Source organism: Wolbachia endosymbiont of Drosophila pseudotakahashii (assembly GCF_026015925.1).
GTDB lineage: Bacteria > Pseudomonadota > Alphaproteobacteria > Rickettsiales > Anaplasmataceae > Wolbachia > Wolbachia pipientis.
Genome location: NZ_CP110359.1, coordinates 552,041 through 564,589 on the forward strand (window position 1 = coordinate 552,041; position 12,549 = coordinate 564,589).

The 12,549-nt window shown below is 33.9% G+C and carries 25 protein-coding genes; all 25 read left to right on the top strand.

Annotated elements, in window-relative coordinates:
• Window position 1 precedes the first annotated feature (1 nt).
• Genes rplD through ONI09_RS02985 form a run of 25 tightly spaced genes read left to right on the top strand, consistent with a single transcriptional unit; the run spans window position 2 to window position 12,511 of the window.
• Window positions 2-616 carry a 50S ribosomal protein L4 gene (gene rplD, locus ONI09_RS02865; RefSeq protein WP_012673183.1) on the top strand — a complete coding sequence of 205 codons (615 nt, stop codon included), beginning with the start codon at window positions 2-4 and terminating at the stop codon, window positions 614-616.
• The gene (locus tag ONI09_RS02870) at window positions 613-900 is read left to right on the top strand and encodes a 50S ribosomal protein L23 (protein ID WP_265014361.1); all 288 of its coding nucleotides are present in this window, start codon (window positions 613-615) and stop codon (window positions 898-900) included. The genes rplD and ONI09_RS02870 overlap by 4 nt, the downstream gene beginning before the upstream one ends.
• A 1-nt stretch (window position 901) precedes the next feature.
• Complete coding sequence (gene rplB, locus ONI09_RS02875) at window positions 902-1,726, top strand: 50S ribosomal protein L2 (RefSeq protein ID WP_015589143.1); 825 nt, start codon at window positions 902-904, stop codon at window positions 1,724-1,726.
• Window positions 1,727-1,729: 3 nt separating this feature from the next.
• On the top strand, window positions 1,730-2,014 hold the full coding sequence (rpsS, locus tag ONI09_RS02880) for a 30S ribosomal protein S19 (protein ID WP_265014362.1): 285 nt from the start codon (window positions 1,730-1,732) through the stop codon (window positions 2,012-2,014).
• 5 nt (window positions 2,015-2,019) lie between these two features.
• Complete coding sequence (gene rplV / locus ONI09_RS02885; RefSeq protein WP_265014363.1) at window positions 2,020-2,367, top strand: 50S ribosomal protein L22; 348 nt, start codon at window positions 2,020-2,022, stop codon at window positions 2,365-2,367.
• 39 nt (window positions 2,368-2,406) lie between these two features.
• Entirely contained in the window at window positions 2,407-3,021 is a 615-nt protein-coding gene (rpsC, locus tag ONI09_RS02890) for a 30S ribosomal protein S3 (RefSeq protein ID WP_010962753.1), read from the top strand.
• Between the two features lie 14 nt (window positions 3,022-3,035).
• Window positions 3,036-3,449 (top strand): 50S ribosomal protein L16, encoded by a 414-nt coding sequence (rplP, locus tag ONI09_RS02895; protein ID WP_265014364.1) that lies wholly within the window; start codon window positions 3,036-3,038, stop codon window positions 3,447-3,449.
• An 11-nt stretch (window positions 3,450-3,460) separates the two neighbouring features.
• Entirely contained in the window at window positions 3,461-3,664 is a 204-nt protein-coding gene (gene rpmC, locus ONI09_RS02900) for a 50S ribosomal protein L29 (protein WP_265014365.1), read from the top strand.
• On the top strand, window positions 3,657-3,893 hold the full coding sequence (rpsQ, locus tag ONI09_RS02905; RefSeq protein ID WP_007549925.1) for a 30S ribosomal protein S17: 237 nt from the start codon (window positions 3,657-3,659) through the stop codon (window positions 3,891-3,893). Before rpmC ends, rpsQ begins: the two co-directional genes overlap by 8 nt.
• Window positions 3,894-3,906: 13 nt before the next feature.
• The gene (gene rplN, locus ONI09_RS02910) at window positions 3,907-4,266 is read left to right on the top strand and encodes a 50S ribosomal protein L14 (RefSeq protein ID WP_006279348.1); all 360 of its coding nucleotides are present in this window, start codon (window positions 3,907-3,909) and stop codon (window positions 4,264-4,266) included.
• Complete coding sequence (gene rplX, locus ONI09_RS02915) at window positions 4,266-4,583, top strand: 50S ribosomal protein L24 (RefSeq protein WP_006279347.1); 318 nt, start codon at window positions 4,266-4,268, stop codon at window positions 4,581-4,583. Before rplN ends, rplX begins: the two co-directional genes overlap by 1 nt.
• A 6-nt stretch (window positions 4,584-4,589) precedes the next feature.
• Complete coding sequence (gene rplE / locus ONI09_RS02920; RefSeq protein WP_010962750.1) at window positions 4,590-5,123, top strand: 50S ribosomal protein L5; 534 nt, start codon at window positions 4,590-4,592, stop codon at window positions 5,121-5,123.
• Window positions 5,124-5,139: 16 nt separating this feature from the next.
• A complete protein-coding gene (gene rpsN / locus ONI09_RS02925; RefSeq protein ID WP_006279345.1) occupies window positions 5,140-5,448 on the top strand; it encodes a 30S ribosomal protein S14 in 309 nt (102 codons plus the stop codon).
• 21 nt (window positions 5,449-5,469) lie between these two features.
• A complete protein-coding gene (gene rpsH / locus ONI09_RS02930; RefSeq protein ID WP_007551150.1) occupies window positions 5,470-5,865 on the top strand; it encodes a 30S ribosomal protein S8 in 396 nt (131 codons plus the stop codon).
• Between the two features lie 16 nt (window positions 5,866-5,881).
• Window positions 5,882-6,427, top strand: coding sequence for a 50S ribosomal protein L6 (gene rplF, locus ONI09_RS02935; RefSeq protein ID WP_007551152.1), 546 nt, complete (start codon window positions 5,882-5,884; stop codon window positions 6,425-6,427).
• Between the two features lie 5 nt (window positions 6,428-6,432).
• Complete coding sequence (gene rplR / locus ONI09_RS02940) at window positions 6,433-6,804, top strand: 50S ribosomal protein L18 (RefSeq protein ID WP_006279867.1); 372 nt, start codon at window positions 6,433-6,435, stop codon at window positions 6,802-6,804.
• A 12-nt stretch (window positions 6,805-6,816) separates the two neighbouring features.
• The gene (gene rpsE / locus ONI09_RS02945) at window positions 6,817-7,329 is read left to right on the top strand and encodes a 30S ribosomal protein S5 (RefSeq protein WP_010962748.1); all 513 of its coding nucleotides are present in this window, start codon (window positions 6,817-6,819) and stop codon (window positions 7,327-7,329) included.
• A gap of 3 nt (window positions 7,330-7,332) precedes the next feature.
• Window positions 7,333-7,803 (top strand): 50S ribosomal protein L15, encoded by a 471-nt coding sequence (gene rplO, locus ONI09_RS02950; protein WP_265014366.1) that lies wholly within the window; start codon window positions 7,333-7,335, stop codon window positions 7,801-7,803.
• Window positions 7,804-7,806: 3 nt separating this feature from the next.
• Window positions 7,807-9,135 carry a preprotein translocase subunit SecY gene (gene secY, locus ONI09_RS02955; RefSeq protein ID WP_265014367.1) on the top strand — a complete coding sequence of 443 codons (1,329 nt, stop codon included), beginning with the start codon at window positions 7,807-7,809 and terminating at the stop codon, window positions 9,133-9,135.
• The gene (locus ONI09_RS02960; protein ID WP_265014368.1) at window positions 9,132-9,773 is read left to right on the top strand and encodes an adenylate kinase family protein; all 642 of its coding nucleotides are present in this window, start codon (window positions 9,132-9,134) and stop codon (window positions 9,771-9,773) included. The genes secY and ONI09_RS02960 overlap by 4 nt, the downstream gene beginning before the upstream one ends.
• Before the next feature lie 59 nt (window positions 9,774-9,832).
• Window positions 9,833-10,201 carry a 30S ribosomal protein S13 gene (gene rpsM / locus ONI09_RS02965; protein WP_265014369.1) on the top strand — a complete coding sequence of 123 codons (369 nt, stop codon included), beginning with the start codon at window positions 9,833-9,835 and terminating at the stop codon, window positions 10,199-10,201.
• A gap of 24 nt (window positions 10,202-10,225) precedes the next feature.
• A complete protein-coding gene (gene rpsK / locus ONI09_RS02970) occupies window positions 10,226-10,612 on the top strand; it encodes a 30S ribosomal protein S11 (RefSeq protein ID WP_065094543.1) in 387 nt (128 codons plus the stop codon).
• A gap of 21 nt (window positions 10,613-10,633) precedes the next feature.
• Window positions 10,634-11,701 carry a DNA-directed RNA polymerase subunit alpha gene (locus tag ONI09_RS02975; RefSeq protein ID WP_265014370.1) on the top strand — a complete coding sequence of 356 codons (1,068 nt, stop codon included), beginning with the start codon at window positions 10,634-10,636 and terminating at the stop codon, window positions 11,699-11,701.
• A gap of 7 nt (window positions 11,702-11,708) precedes the next feature.
• The gene (rplQ, locus tag ONI09_RS02980) at window positions 11,709-12,137 is read left to right on the top strand and encodes a 50S ribosomal protein L17 (RefSeq protein WP_264704994.1); all 429 of its coding nucleotides are present in this window, start codon (window positions 11,709-11,711) and stop codon (window positions 12,135-12,137) included.
• A 23-nt stretch (window positions 12,138-12,160) separates the two neighbouring features.
• Entirely contained in the window at window positions 12,161-12,511 is a 351-nt protein-coding gene (locus ONI09_RS02985; RefSeq protein WP_264707216.1) for a YraN family protein, read from the top strand.
• Window positions 12,512-12,549: the final 38 nt, after the last annotated feature.

Consider the following 12,549-nt stretch of genomic DNA (forward strand, 5'->3'; position numbering starts at 1 on the left):
TATGGAATGTAATTTAGTTAATCTATCTAATGATAATGTAGGTACTGCTCAGCTCAATCCTTTGATATTTTCTGCTAAGCAAAAATTGAGTATTTTGCATGATATAGTGAGATGGCAATTAGCGAAGAGGAGAGCTGGTACTCATAAAACAAAAGGTATTAGTGATGTCTCTGGTACAACAGCTAAACCTTATGGTCAAAAACGTACCGGTAGGGCAAGACAAGGGAGCTTGCGATCTCCTCAATTTAGAGGTGGTGGGATTATTTTCGGCCCTGTTGTGAGGAGTCATACTTATTCTCTTAATAAGAAGGTACGCAAATTTGGTTTAAAAATTGCTTTATCTCTAAAGTATTTAAATAATCAAGTAATTATTCTGGATAATTTAAATATTGATGTGAAGAAAACGTCTGAAATGTGTAAATGTATTAAAAATTTTAAATTTTCTTCCTTTTTGATAGTTGGTGATTATGGAGATGATTTGTTGCGTGCGGCTAAAAACTTGCACTATGTAGACTTAATCAAACCTATTGGGTTAAATGTTTTTGATATATTGAATCACGAATGCGTGATGTTGACAAAGGATACTTTAAAGCATCTTGAAGGTAGATTGTTATGATCAAATATAATAATATAATAAAATCTCCTATAATTACAGAAAAGGCCTCTTTTTTGAGGGAGAAGTTTAATAAATATTCTTTGTATGTTTTTGTAAATGTAAATAAGCGTCAAATAAAGTTGGCAATAGAGTCTCTATTTGATGTTAAAATTTCTTCTATAAATGTTGTTAGAATTAAGCCTAAATATAGGCGTTTTAGGGGTGTGATTGGTTGTGAAAAACAGAAAAAGAAAGTTTATTTTTCTTTGATGGATGGTCAAAAATTAGATATAACGAGCGTTTAGTATGGGTATGAAATTTTTTAATCCTGTTACTCCGTCTTCTCGTGGGACTGTGTTAGTAAGTAAAGTTGGTTTATCAAAAGATGAGCCAGAAAAGTCTCTTACATCCGGTAAAAAGTCCAGTGGTGGAAGAAATAATCATGGTAGAATTACAACTCGTCATAGGGGTGGTGGTCACAAAAAGAAGTATAGAGTGATAGATTTTAAGCGTAATAGAAGTGGTCAAGGTATAGTTGAAAAAATAGAGTATGACCCAAATAGAAGTGGGTTTTTGGCGTTAATATCATATAAGGAAGATGATATTAAGTCTTATATATTAGCTCCTCAAGGTATGAAGCCAGGTGATGTTGTTACAGCTGGGAATGATGCTGATATTTTGCCAGGGAATTGTTTACTACTCAAGCATATACCTGTTGGTTCTTTCGTTCATAATGTTGAGCTGAAGCCAGGTAATGGTGCTGCGATTGCTAGAGCTGCTGGTTGTTATGCACAAATCGTTGGTCGTGATGGCCAATATGTTTTATTACGACTCAGGTCTGGTCAAATTAGGTTGATTTTATCTTCTTGCAAGGCTACTATTGGTGTAGTATCTAACCCTGACCATAAGAATAGAAAGTTGGGTAAAGCTGGGAGAAGTAGGTGGCTTGGGATTAGACCTACTGTACGTGGAGTTGCAATGAATCCGGTTGACCATCCTCATGGAGGCGGGGAAGGAAAAACCTCTGGTGGTCGTCATCCTGTTACTCCTTGGGGTGTTGCAACAAAAGGAAAGAAAACTCGAAGGAGAAATAAATCTAGTGATAAGTATATAAAACAATTGAAAGGTTAGTTTATGAGTAGATCTGCATGGAAGCCTCCTTTTTGTCATCCTTCTATATTAAAGTCGGTGAATAATGCTGTAAACAAGGGGTTTGTTAACATGGCTATAAAAGTTCATTCCAGGGCTTCTGTAATTCTTCCTAATTGTTTAGGTTTAAAGTTTGCTGTTTATAATGGTAAGGATTACATTCTTGTGAATGTTAATGATCAGAATATGATAGGTCATAAGTTTGGTGAGTTTTCACCCACTCGTAAATTTACTGGGCATAGTGGTGATAAAAAGGCGACAAGAAGGTAATTGATATGAAAAACAGAGATGTAATAGTTAAAGCTGGTTCTAGGGTTTTAAAATCAACTCCTCGTAAATTGAATTTGGTTGCTGGTTTAGTACGTAATAAAAAAGTTTCTTTTGCCGCTGTGCAATTAAGATTTTGTGAAAAGAAAGCTGCAGGTCTTATAAGGAAGGTATTAAATTCTGCGATTGCTAATGCTCAAAATTATGGATTGGATATCGATAATTTATATATAAAAGAAATTTTAATAGGTAAGTCTCTTACTTTGCGTAGGGTATGTCCAAAAGCTATGGGTAGAGCTAATAGAGTTAGTAAACGTTATAGTAATATAACTGTAAAATTGGGGGAAATTATATGATTCATAAAAATAGAAAATTAATAAGGAAAGTGCAAAAATATGGGAAACGTTAATCCTAAAGGATTTAGGTTAAAAATAATTAATACTTGGTCATCTATTTGGTATGCTGAGAAGGGTTATAAACAAGGGTTGCATCAAGATTTATCTATTCGCAGTTATATAAATGAATCTTTTAAGCATGCTGGTGTTTCTAAAGTAATTATAGAGCGTACGATCGATTTGGTATCTGTAATAATACATTCTTCTAGACCTGGAGTGATAATAGGTAAGAAAGGCTCGGATATTGAGAAGATAAAGCAAAAGATAGCTGAAAAAGTAAAAAATAATGTGGAAGTGAATGTAGTAGGGGTTAAAAGGTCTGAAATAGATGCAGTTTTAATATCAAACAGCATTGCACAGCAGTTAGAAAAAAGGGTTTCATTTAGAAGAGCGATGAAAAAAGCTATTCAAAGTTGTTTGAGGATGGGTGCTAGAGGTATTAAAGTAAGTTGTTCTGGGCGCCTTGGCGGAGCTGAGATAGCTCGTACTGAGTGGTATAAAGAAGGCCGTTTGCCTTTGCATACTTTACGTGCTAATATAGATTATGCTTTTGCTGAAGCAAAAACTATATATGGCATCATAGGAGTTAAGGTCTGGGTTTATATTGGTAACTAATTAGGTATATTGAAATGTTTATTCCTAAAAAAAGTAAATATAAAAAAGTATTTAAAGGACGAATTAAGGGTAACACGAAAGGTGGTAGCACATTATCTTTTGGAGATTATGGTCTAAAGGCTATGGAAGCAGGTAGGATTCAATCTAAGCATGTTGAAACTGCAAGGCGTGTAATATCTAGAACATTAAAACGCTCTGGTAAAGTGTGGATAAGAATTTTTCCTGATACCCCTGTTAGTAAAAAGCCGGCGGATGTGCGTATGGGTAAAGGGAAAGGTAGTGTTGAGTTTTGGGTATTTAAAGCTAAGCCCGGTAGAATGTTGTTTGAAATTAGCAGTGATGTTCCCATGCATTTAGCAAGATTGGCGCTTGAAAAGGCAATTGCTAAGCTTCCTATGAAGTGTAAATTTGTATCTAATCATAATTAAATGGAGTTGCAATGGATATAGCTGACATTCAATCGAGGTCCTCGCAAGAATTGCATGAAATTCTTGTGAATTTGAGAAAAGAGTTTGTTAATTTGGTTTTTCAAAAGAAGCTGGGCCAGTGCAACAATATTTCGCGTTTTAGCTTAATAAGAAAGAGCATAGCTCGTATTTTAACTACATTAAATAAAAGAAGAAGAGAGGAAAAGAATGCCTAAAAAGGTTTTTTGTGGTACTGTAACTAAGGCTAAGTGTGATAAGACTGTAAAGGTTTCGGTATTACAAGTGTATAAGGATGAGCTGTATAAAAAGGTTATAAAAAAATACAAGAAGTATACAGCACATGATGAGAATAATAGTTGTAAAGAAGGGGACAAGGTTTTAATACAAGAACACAAGCCTATTTCTACTACTAAAAAATGGGTTATTGTTAATAGCTCACATTGAATAGGATATTTATATGATTCAAAAAAATACATTGTTGGAAGTAGCTGATAATTCTGGCGCGCGTGCAGTGCTTTGTATTGGTTTATTGGGTGGTAGAAAGTCTGCATCTATAGGTGACACGGTTATTGTATCTACTAAATCTATTACTCCAAGAGGGAAAGTTGAGAAGGGAAAAGTATATAGAGCAGTTGTGGTGAGGGTGAAAAGCCCTATTAGAAAATCTGATGGTTCTGTAATTCGTTTTTCTAGCAATGCTGTAGTTTTGATTAACGATCAAGGTGAACCACTTGGCACTCGGGTGTTTGGTCCGGTAAAAAAGTTATCATCTGGTTCTTTTATGAAGATAATGTCATTAGCTGTTGAGGTTTTATAATGAGTGCTAAAATAAAAAGTGGTGACGACGTTATAGTTTTAACTGGTAAAGATAAGGGAAAAATTGGTAAGGTAATCAAAGTTATAGCACGTGATGCTAAAAAGAAAGTAATTGTTTCTGGAGTGAATGTGCATAAGAGACATACTAAACCAAAAGCTGGTAGTAGTGGTGGTATATTAAATAAAGAGTTAGCTATTGATATATCCAACGTTGCAACATTGGACCCTAAATATAAAACTCCAACTAGAGTGGGGTTTAAGGTTATAGACGGTAGAAAAGTGCGTTTTGCAAAAGTTTCTGGAGAAGTGATAGATTAGGTTGATATGTTTAAAGAATTGTATAAAGATAGCATAGTAAAGTCCTTGAAGGATAAGTTTAATTACGGCAATATAATGCAAGTGCCTAAACTTGTCAAGGTGTGTATCAATATGGGCGTTGGAGATGCTGCTACAGATAGTAAAGCAATAAATGAACCACTTGATAGCCTATATTTGATTGCTGGGCAGAAGCCTTTATCAACTTTTGCAAAAAAATCTATTTCTGGCTTCAAGATCAGAAAAGGTGCTACAGTAGGTTGCAAAGTAACTTTGCGTAGAGATAAAATGTATGAGTTTTTAGAAAGATTGATATATATTGCTTTGCCAAGGGAAAAAGATTTTAGAGGATTTAGTGTGAAGCAATTTGACGGTAATGGTAATTTTTCCTTTGGTATAAAGGAACATATCTCGTTTTTAGAAATAGACTATGATAAAATAAGTAAAATTAGAGGTATGGATATTAATATTATAACAAGTGCAGTTAGTGATAAGGAAGCAAAGGAATTATTACTGGCTCTTAAATTTCCTTTTTTTGATTAATTGAGAGGAGAAATATATGGCAAAAAAATCTATGATAGAAAGAAATCTTCGCAGAATAAAGTTGTGCGATCAATATAAAGAAAAAAGAGAAAAATTGAAATCTATAATAAATAATAAGAATTTGTCTATTGTAGAAAGGTTTACAGCTCAAAATAAATTAATTAAAAAATTGCCTAGAAATTCTTCTAAAACCAAAATTAGAAATAGGTGTGCTTTAACTGGGAGACCAAGGGGAGTATATAGAAAATTTGGTTTATGTAGAATTGTTTTGCGTGATTTATGTTCTTTTGGGCAAATTCCAGGAGTTACAAAGTCTAGTTGGTAAATATAATATAAGGAGTATATTGTGGCGTTATCTGATAGTATTGGTGATTTTTTAACAAGGATACGTAATGCTCAATTGGCAATGCATAGGGCAACAAGGGTACTATTTTCTAAGATGAATTCTTCTATATTGGAGATTTTAAAAGAGGAAGGGTATATCCTTGATTATGAAAAGCAAGTTGTAGATAATTTACCTTCTTTCATTGTAAAATTGAAGTATTATGAGAAGTCACCTGTAATTAGTGACATAGTTAGGGTGTCAAAGCCTGGTTGTCGTCGTTATTCTAAGTATAAGGACATTTCTAAAGCATATAATGGTCTTGGTATTTTTATTATATCGACACCCAAAGGAGTGATGACTGATTATAATGCACATAAGTTAAAGGTTGGTGGAGAAGTTTTGTGTCGTGTGTTTTAAATAATAGGAGAAATTCATGTCTCGTATAGGTGCTGCTCCTATCAATATTCCTGCTGGTGTTTCAGTTGAATATAATAATGGTAGTATGTTAATAAAGAGTGCTAAGGCTGAAAAGGAAGTTAGCTTGATCAGGGATGTTGTATGTCAGATTATTGATAATCAGCTATTGCTTTCTGTTGATCAAGATAAAGATAATTATGATAAAATAAAGCCTATGTGGGGCACTTATAGGAGTAATATTAATAATATCATTAACGGCATGGTTGATGGTTTTTCTGTTAATCTTGAGATTAACGGTGTGGGATATAAGGCAGAGTGTGATGGTAAGTATTTGACTTTGTATCTTGGTTATAGCCATAATGTTAAATATAAAGTGCCTAAAGATGTTGAGATTAAGTGCATAAAGCCAACTCACTTAGTAGTTAGTGGTATGGATAAGCAGAAGGTCTATATGGTGGCGTCTGATATATGCAAAATTAGAAAATATGATCCTTATAAAGGTAAGGGTGTTGTAATAAAAGGCAAATTTATGCTGCGTAAGGTTGTAAGTAAAAAGAAGTAATAAAAATGAAAAGATCGTATAATTTTTTAAGTAATTCTGAAAAAAGGAAGTTACGTAATAGAGCGAAGCTTGACAAGAGCGCTGAACGTTTACGTATATCCATATTTAAATCTAATAGGCATTTTTATGTCCAGTTAATTAATGATGTAAAAGGAATAACTCTCACTTCAGCTTCTACTTTGGATGCTAAAATTAAGGATGTATGTAAAGGGAAAGTCAACGCTGAAACTATAAAACAGGTTTCTTCTTTAATGGTTGAGCGTCTGTCTGGCATGAAATTAGAGCAGCAGCTTACGTTTGATCGTGGAGCGTATAAATACACAGGATTAGTTTCTCAATTTGCTGAGGCTTTAAGAAGTTCTGGATTTGAATTTTAGAAGGTTTTGAATATGGCTATAAAGAATTTACAAAATAATAATGATTTATCAGAACTTTTAGTTTCGGTACGAAGAGTGACAACGGTTACCAAAGGTGGTAGAAGATTTTCATTTTCAATTTTGGTTGTTGTTGGCGATGAGAAGGGTAGGGTAGGGTGTGGAATAGGTAAGCACGCAGAAGTTGCTGAAGCAAGAGTCAAAGCTGTAAATGCTGCAAAGAAATCAATGATTAGAGTGTACTTGCGTGAAGGTAGAACTTTGCATCATGATATTAAAGCTAAATTTTGTTCTGGTGAGATAGTTTTAAGAACCGCAAGAGCCGGAACAGGTATTATTGCTGGTGGAGCGATTAGATCAGTTTTTGAGGTGTTAGGTATAAAGGATGTGGTAGCTAAATCCACTAGATCAAATAATCCTCATAACGTTATATGTGCGGTGTTTAAGGCTTTTGATAGTATGTTATCTCCTCGTCAGGTAGCAAGCAAAAGAGGCAAAAAGATTAGCGAGATAGTTGGAAACAGGTGAAGTATGAATGATGCTGTAAAATTAAACTCTATATTTACTAAATTATCTAAGAAAAAGAAGCCTAAGTTGCTGGGTAGAGGTATCGGTTGTGGTAAAGGTAAAACATCCGGTAGAGGGCATAAAGGGCAGAAGGCTAGAAGTGGAGTTTCTATAAATGGTTTTGAGGGTGGACAACAGTCTATATATACTCGTTTGCCTAAAAGAGGTTTTAAGCCTATACGTAGGAGCATATACTCTATAATTAATGTTGGCGATATACAGCGCTTAATGGAAGCTAAAAAAATAGTGAAAGACTCTGTTATAGATAAGGAGAGGCTGTATAAATTAGGTTTTATAAAGTCTATTAAGGGTAAAATTAAACTTCTTAATAAGGGTAAGTTGAGCGAAAAATTTGTGTTTCATGTTGATTTTGCGTCAGAAGCTGCAAAAAAATCTGTAGCTTCAGTTGGTGGTAGTGTGGAAATACTATCGTAAGTCATGGGCAATAAATCAGCATTTAATAGCTTGGATCCTACGTTGTTATATAAAGGCGATTTATTAAAGCGTATATTTTTTACGCTAATAGCTTTAATTTGCTATCGCTTGGGTACTTATGTGCCTATTCCTGGAATTAATCTTGATGTAATTAATGATATATTTCCCAAAGATGGCTCAGGCGTTTTTGGAGTATTTAATTTATTTTCTGGTGGTGCATTGGCTAGAATGACAATTCTAGCATTGAACGTTATGCCATATATAATGGCTTCTATCATTATTCAGTTACTTTCTTCTGCGATTAAAGGAATGAAGGAAGTTAAGAATGATGGAGAGTCAGGCCGTAGAAAGATGAATTCTTATATACGCTATCTGACCATAGTAATTTGTGTATTTCAATCAATTCCAATTTTGGTTGGATTGGAAGGGATGAATAGGGAAGGGGTATGGGTTGTAATCGAACCTGGTGTTATGTTTCGTACAATAGGTGTTTTCAGCCTTTTAGGTGGAACTATGCTTTTAATATGGCTTGGTGAACGAATCAGCGCTAGCGGTATAGGCAATGGTATCTCATTAATCATTTTCACGGGTATAATATCAGAGTTACACAGCGCTTTGTCATCTTTGTTAACGTTAAATAAAAACGGTAGCGTATCGTTATTTATTATCCTTTTTGTTTTGGTATTGTTTTTTTTGTTGCTACTCTTAGTTATTTTTGTAGAGTCTTCTTATAGAAAGGTTATTGTTCAACATCCTAAAAAGCAATTTAAAAGATTACATAATGACGATTTTACTTATATTCCATTGAAGATTAATTTATCTGGTGTAGTACCAACCATTTTTGCTAATGCAATTTTATTGACACCTATTTCAATTGCAAATTTCTATAAGGGGCACGCTTTTTCTGATTTTATTTTGAATTACTTTATGGCAAATAAAGTAGTATATATTGTAGCCTATTTGGTGCTGATAGTATTTTTTAATTTTTTCTATACCAATTTTATATTTAATCCAGAGGAAAACGCAGATTTTCTTAAAAAAAATGGTGGTTTTATACCTGGTAGAAGGCCTGGGAAACATACTTCTGATTACCTTCAAGATATAGTTTTTAAGTTGACATTCATTGGCTCTGCGTATTTGGTAGTCATATGTACTGTACCTGAAGTTATGAGATATTATTATGATATACCATTTATTTTTGGTGGGACGAGCTTACTGATTATAGTGAACGTTATTACTGATACTATTATGCAAATACAATCTTATATTTTTTCAAATAGGTACGACAACTGGATAAAGAAATATGAGTCTAAAACGAGGAAAGTAAGATGATCATTACGATTTTTGGTCCTCCAGGTTCTGGTAAAGGTACTCAGTCAAGCTTGTTAATAGCAAAATATAATTTAAAATTAATTTCAGTAGGGGATTTATTAAGGAATATTATATCTAGCAGTAATGAGTTAGGTAAAAAAATAAAGGGTACCGTAGAATCTGGTAATTTAATTCAAGATGAAATTATATGTGGATTATTACGTGACCAGCTTGCATTAGTGGATAATAATTGCTTATTAGATGGTTTTCCGAGAAATTTAAACCAGGCTCATTTTTTGACTCAAGTTTTGCAAGAAAAATATAATAGGGATGTTGACATTGTAGTTGAGCTGCAGCTTGACGATAATATTGCAATCGATAGGTTAAAAAATCGTCTCGCGTGTTTGGACTGTAAAAGCATATATAGTGTATCTTCTTTTAAGGGTACTACTTGTGCTAAATGTAAAAGTACGAGGTTAGAGAAAAGAATTGATGATGCTGATATGTCTGCAATTAATAAGAGAATAAGTGAATATCACCTTCAAATGAAAGGTTTACGCGAGTATTATAAAGGCAAATTATTAACAATTGACGCTAATTTGAGTGTTGATGAGGTAACGCAAGAGATTGAAAGCAAAATTTCTTGTAATTTGGTTTGACTCTGAGTTGTTTTATGGTATAAATTAAGAGTTGTTATTAATAAAGTATCGAGGTACCAGTGGCACGTATTGCAGGCATAAATATTCCAGTGAGGAAATGTATTCCTTTTGCATTAACTTATATATATGGTATAGGTATTGCTACTGCGAATGTAATTTGTCACGCTTGCGAAGTTGATAAGCGCAAACGTGTTTCAGAATTACGAGATGAAGATATAGAAAAGATCAGCGGTTTCATTAGACAAAATTATGTTATAGAAGGTGAGCTCAGAAAAGAAGTGGCTATGAACATAAAATCTTTAGTGGAAATGGGATGCTATAGAGGGGTGAGGCATAGAAAAGGTTTACCTGTGAGAGGGCAAAGGACTCATACTAATGCTAAGACTCGTAAAGGTAGATCTCGGTTGCCTATTGCTGGGAAAAAATAAAATTTATTATTATTGTGAGTTTTAATGAAAAAAGTCAAAACGGTTGGTAAGAGTAAGAAGGAGTTTATTACTGGTGTTGTCCATATTCGTGCAACTTTTAATAATACTTTTGTAAATGTAACTGATGTTCATGGTAATACGCTATGTCAAACTTCTGTGGGTGCATGTGGTTTTTCAGGTTCGAGAAAATCCACACCTTATGCTGCAGGTAAGGCTGCGGAGTCTGCTGCGAAGAACGCAATGGAGAGATTTGGTATGAAGGTTGTCTCTGTAATAATTCGCGGTCCTGGCTTTGGTACCGAAGCTGCGGTTAAAGCACTTCAGAGCTGTGGGTTGACTGTGACTTCAATTGCAGATAAAACCGCAATTCCTCATAATGGGTGCAGGTTAAGAAAAAAAAGAAGAGTATAGGATATTTGAAAAGGTTGTTTTATGTATTATAATAATGATGTTTCTCTCTGTAGCAATTTAGATAAATTGATTAAACCTAGTTCAGTTAAGGTAATATCAGATGATTCAAGTGAAAAAAGTGATATAGTGCTAGAACCGTTGGAAAGTGGTTTTGCTTTAACATTAGGTAATGCATTAAGACGTGTAATGTTATCTTCTCTTAAAGGTAGTGCTGTTTATGGAATAAAAATTGAAGGTGTAACTCATGAGTTCACTTCAATTCAAGGGGTGAGAGAAGACGTAACTGATATAGTATTAAATATGGGTATGTTGAGGTGTAAATTAAATGGTGCTTCTAATAAATGCTTAAATTTAAACGCTAAAGGGCCTTGCCAGGTATTAGCTGGGATGATAGAAACTGATGATCAATGCTCTATTGTTAATAAAGATTTGTTAATATGTACGCTGGGGCAAAATGTGGAGCTTAACATGACCATATATGTGGCTAGCGGAAAAGGTTATCTTCCTGTAACTAAATATAAAGAAAATGAACTTGTGAAGCTTATGAGCGAACAGGATTTAATAGGTTTTATTCCAGTTAATGCTTTGTATAGCCCTGTCAACAGGGTTTCGTACAAGGTAGAGAACAGTCGTGTTGGCCAAGTTACTGATAAGGATAAGCTGATATTGTCAATTGAAACTGATGGTACAATCTCTCCGAGTCAAGCTGTTGACTTTGCTGCAAGAATATTACAGGAGCAACTTCAGCCCTTTATTAGTTCTGATGTGAGTTATAAAAAATCGCAAGTTTCTTCATCTAGTGGTGCTAAAGACTTGGGTTATGACCCTGTCTTATTGCGTAAGGTAGATGAAATGGAATTATCTGTCAGGTCTCATAACTGTCTGAAAAACGAAAACATCACTTATATAGGTGATCTTGTGCAGAAGACAGAAGGTGAAATGTTAAGAACTGCTAATTTTGGCAGAAAGTCTTTGAATGAGATTAAGGCAGTTTTGGTTAATTTTGGCTTGTCTTTGGGTATGAATGTGCTAAACTGGCCGCCTAAGGATATAGATGAGTTGGCTAAACAACATACTGATGAAGATTAGGTGATATATGAAACATGGAATAAAAAAACGTAAACTATCTCTTTGTACTGAACATAGATTATCGATGTTAAAGAATCTGTCTATCTCATTAATTAACCATGAGCAGATTGTAACTACTTTACCAAAAGCTAAGGAACTTCGTCCATATGTCGAAAAGTTTATTACAATTGCTAAGAATAAGAATACTTTACATGGTAGAAGACTTTTGCTTTCACGCCTTCATAATAGTAAGTTAGCAGTTGATAAGTTATTAAACGTCTTAGCCAGCCGTTATCAAGATCGTAAAGGTGGGTATTCTAGAATAATAAAATTTAGCACTCGAAAGGGTGATTGTGCTTCAATGGCAGTGATAGAACTGGTTGATAGGGATGTTGCAGCAAGAGGTAAGGTTTATAGTAAAAATAGAGAAGGAGGCAAAGTAGTTATACAAAGTTAATTATTATCATAATTGTTCTTCTTATGGTAAGTAGGTTACGCTACTTTATAGGTTACTTTGGCGAATTGTTAATTTTAGCGTATTTAAGGCTGAAATGGTATAATGTTATAAAACGCCGTTACCGTTGTAAGTTCGGTGAAATTGACTTAATTGTATCTAAAAAAAAGGAGCTGATTTTTATAGAAGTTAAAACAAGTTTACTTGGAAAAGAAATACCGATATCTCATCTTCAATGTCAGTCTATTATAAATTCTTCTAAGTATTTCTTAAGTAAAAACCTTAGTTTTTTAAATTATTCAGTCAGATATGATTTATATTTTCTTTCCTTAAAGAGAAGACCTGTTTATATAAAAAATGCTTGGATTGAAGAATGAAAGATTTATAGCTGAATTAATTTAGATTTACTGGATTT

Coding starts and splice junctions, on each gene's coding strand:
- rplD (WP_012673183.1), top strand. CDS start 2: ATGGAATGTAATTTAGTTAATCTATCTAATGATAATGTAGGTACTGCT.
- ONI09_RS02870 (WP_265014361.1), top strand. CDS start 613: ATGATCAAATATAATAATATAATAAAATCTCCTATAATTACAGAAAAG.
- rplB (WP_015589143.1), top strand. CDS start 902: ATGGGTATGAAATTTTTTAATCCTGTTACTCCGTCTTCTCGTGGGACT.
- rpsS (WP_265014362.1), top strand. CDS start 1,730: ATGAGTAGATCTGCATGGAAGCCTCCTTTTTGTCATCCTTCTATATTA.
- rplV (WP_265014363.1), top strand. CDS start 2,020: ATGAAAAACAGAGATGTAATAGTTAAAGCTGGTTCTAGGGTTTTAAAA.
- rpsC (WP_010962753.1), top strand. CDS start 2,407: ATGGGAAACGTTAATCCTAAAGGATTTAGGTTAAAAATAATTAATACT.
- rplP (WP_265014364.1), top strand. CDS start 3,036: ATGTTTATTCCTAAAAAAAGTAAATATAAAAAAGTATTTAAAGGACGA.
- rpmC (WP_265014365.1), top strand. CDS start 3,461: ATGGATATAGCTGACATTCAATCGAGGTCCTCGCAAGAATTGCATGAA.
- rpsQ (WP_007549925.1), top strand. CDS start 3,657: ATGCCTAAAAAGGTTTTTTGTGGTACTGTAACTAAGGCTAAGTGTGAT.
- rplN (WP_006279348.1), top strand. CDS start 3,907: ATGATTCAAAAAAATACATTGTTGGAAGTAGCTGATAATTCTGGCGCG.
- rplX (WP_006279347.1), top strand. CDS start 4,266: ATGAGTGCTAAAATAAAAAGTGGTGACGACGTTATAGTTTTAACTGGT.
- rplE (WP_010962750.1), top strand. CDS start 4,590: ATGTTTAAAGAATTGTATAAAGATAGCATAGTAAAGTCCTTGAAGGAT.
- rpsN (WP_006279345.1), top strand. CDS start 5,140: ATGGCAAAAAAATCTATGATAGAAAGAAATCTTCGCAGAATAAAGTTG.
- rplF (WP_007551152.1), top strand. CDS start 5,882: ATGTCTCGTATAGGTGCTGCTCCTATCAATATTCCTGCTGGTGTTTCA.
- rplR (WP_006279867.1), top strand. CDS start 6,433: ATGAAAAGATCGTATAATTTTTTAAGTAATTCTGAAAAAAGGAAGTTA.
- rpsE (WP_010962748.1), top strand. CDS start 6,817: ATGGCTATAAAGAATTTACAAAATAATAATGATTTATCAGAACTTTTA.
- rplO (WP_265014366.1), top strand. CDS start 7,333: ATGAATGATGCTGTAAAATTAAACTCTATATTTACTAAATTATCTAAG.
- secY (WP_265014367.1), top strand. CDS start 7,807: ATGGGCAATAAATCAGCATTTAATAGCTTGGATCCTACGTTGTTATAT.
- ONI09_RS02960 (WP_265014368.1), top strand. CDS start 9,132: ATGATCATTACGATTTTTGGTCCTCCAGGTTCTGGTAAAGGTACTCAG.
- rpsK (WP_065094543.1), top strand. CDS start 10,226: ATGAAAAAAGTCAAAACGGTTGGTAAGAGTAAGAAGGAGTTTATTACT.
- ONI09_RS02975 (WP_265014370.1), top strand. CDS start 10,634: ATGTATTATAATAATGATGTTTCTCTCTGTAGCAATTTAGATAAATTG.
- rplQ (WP_264704994.1), top strand. CDS start 11,709: ATGAAACATGGAATAAAAAAACGTAAACTATCTCTTTGTACTGAACAT.
- ONI09_RS02985 (WP_264707216.1), top strand. CDS start 12,161: ATGGTAAGTAGGTTACGCTACTTTATAGGTTACTTTGGCGAATTGTTA.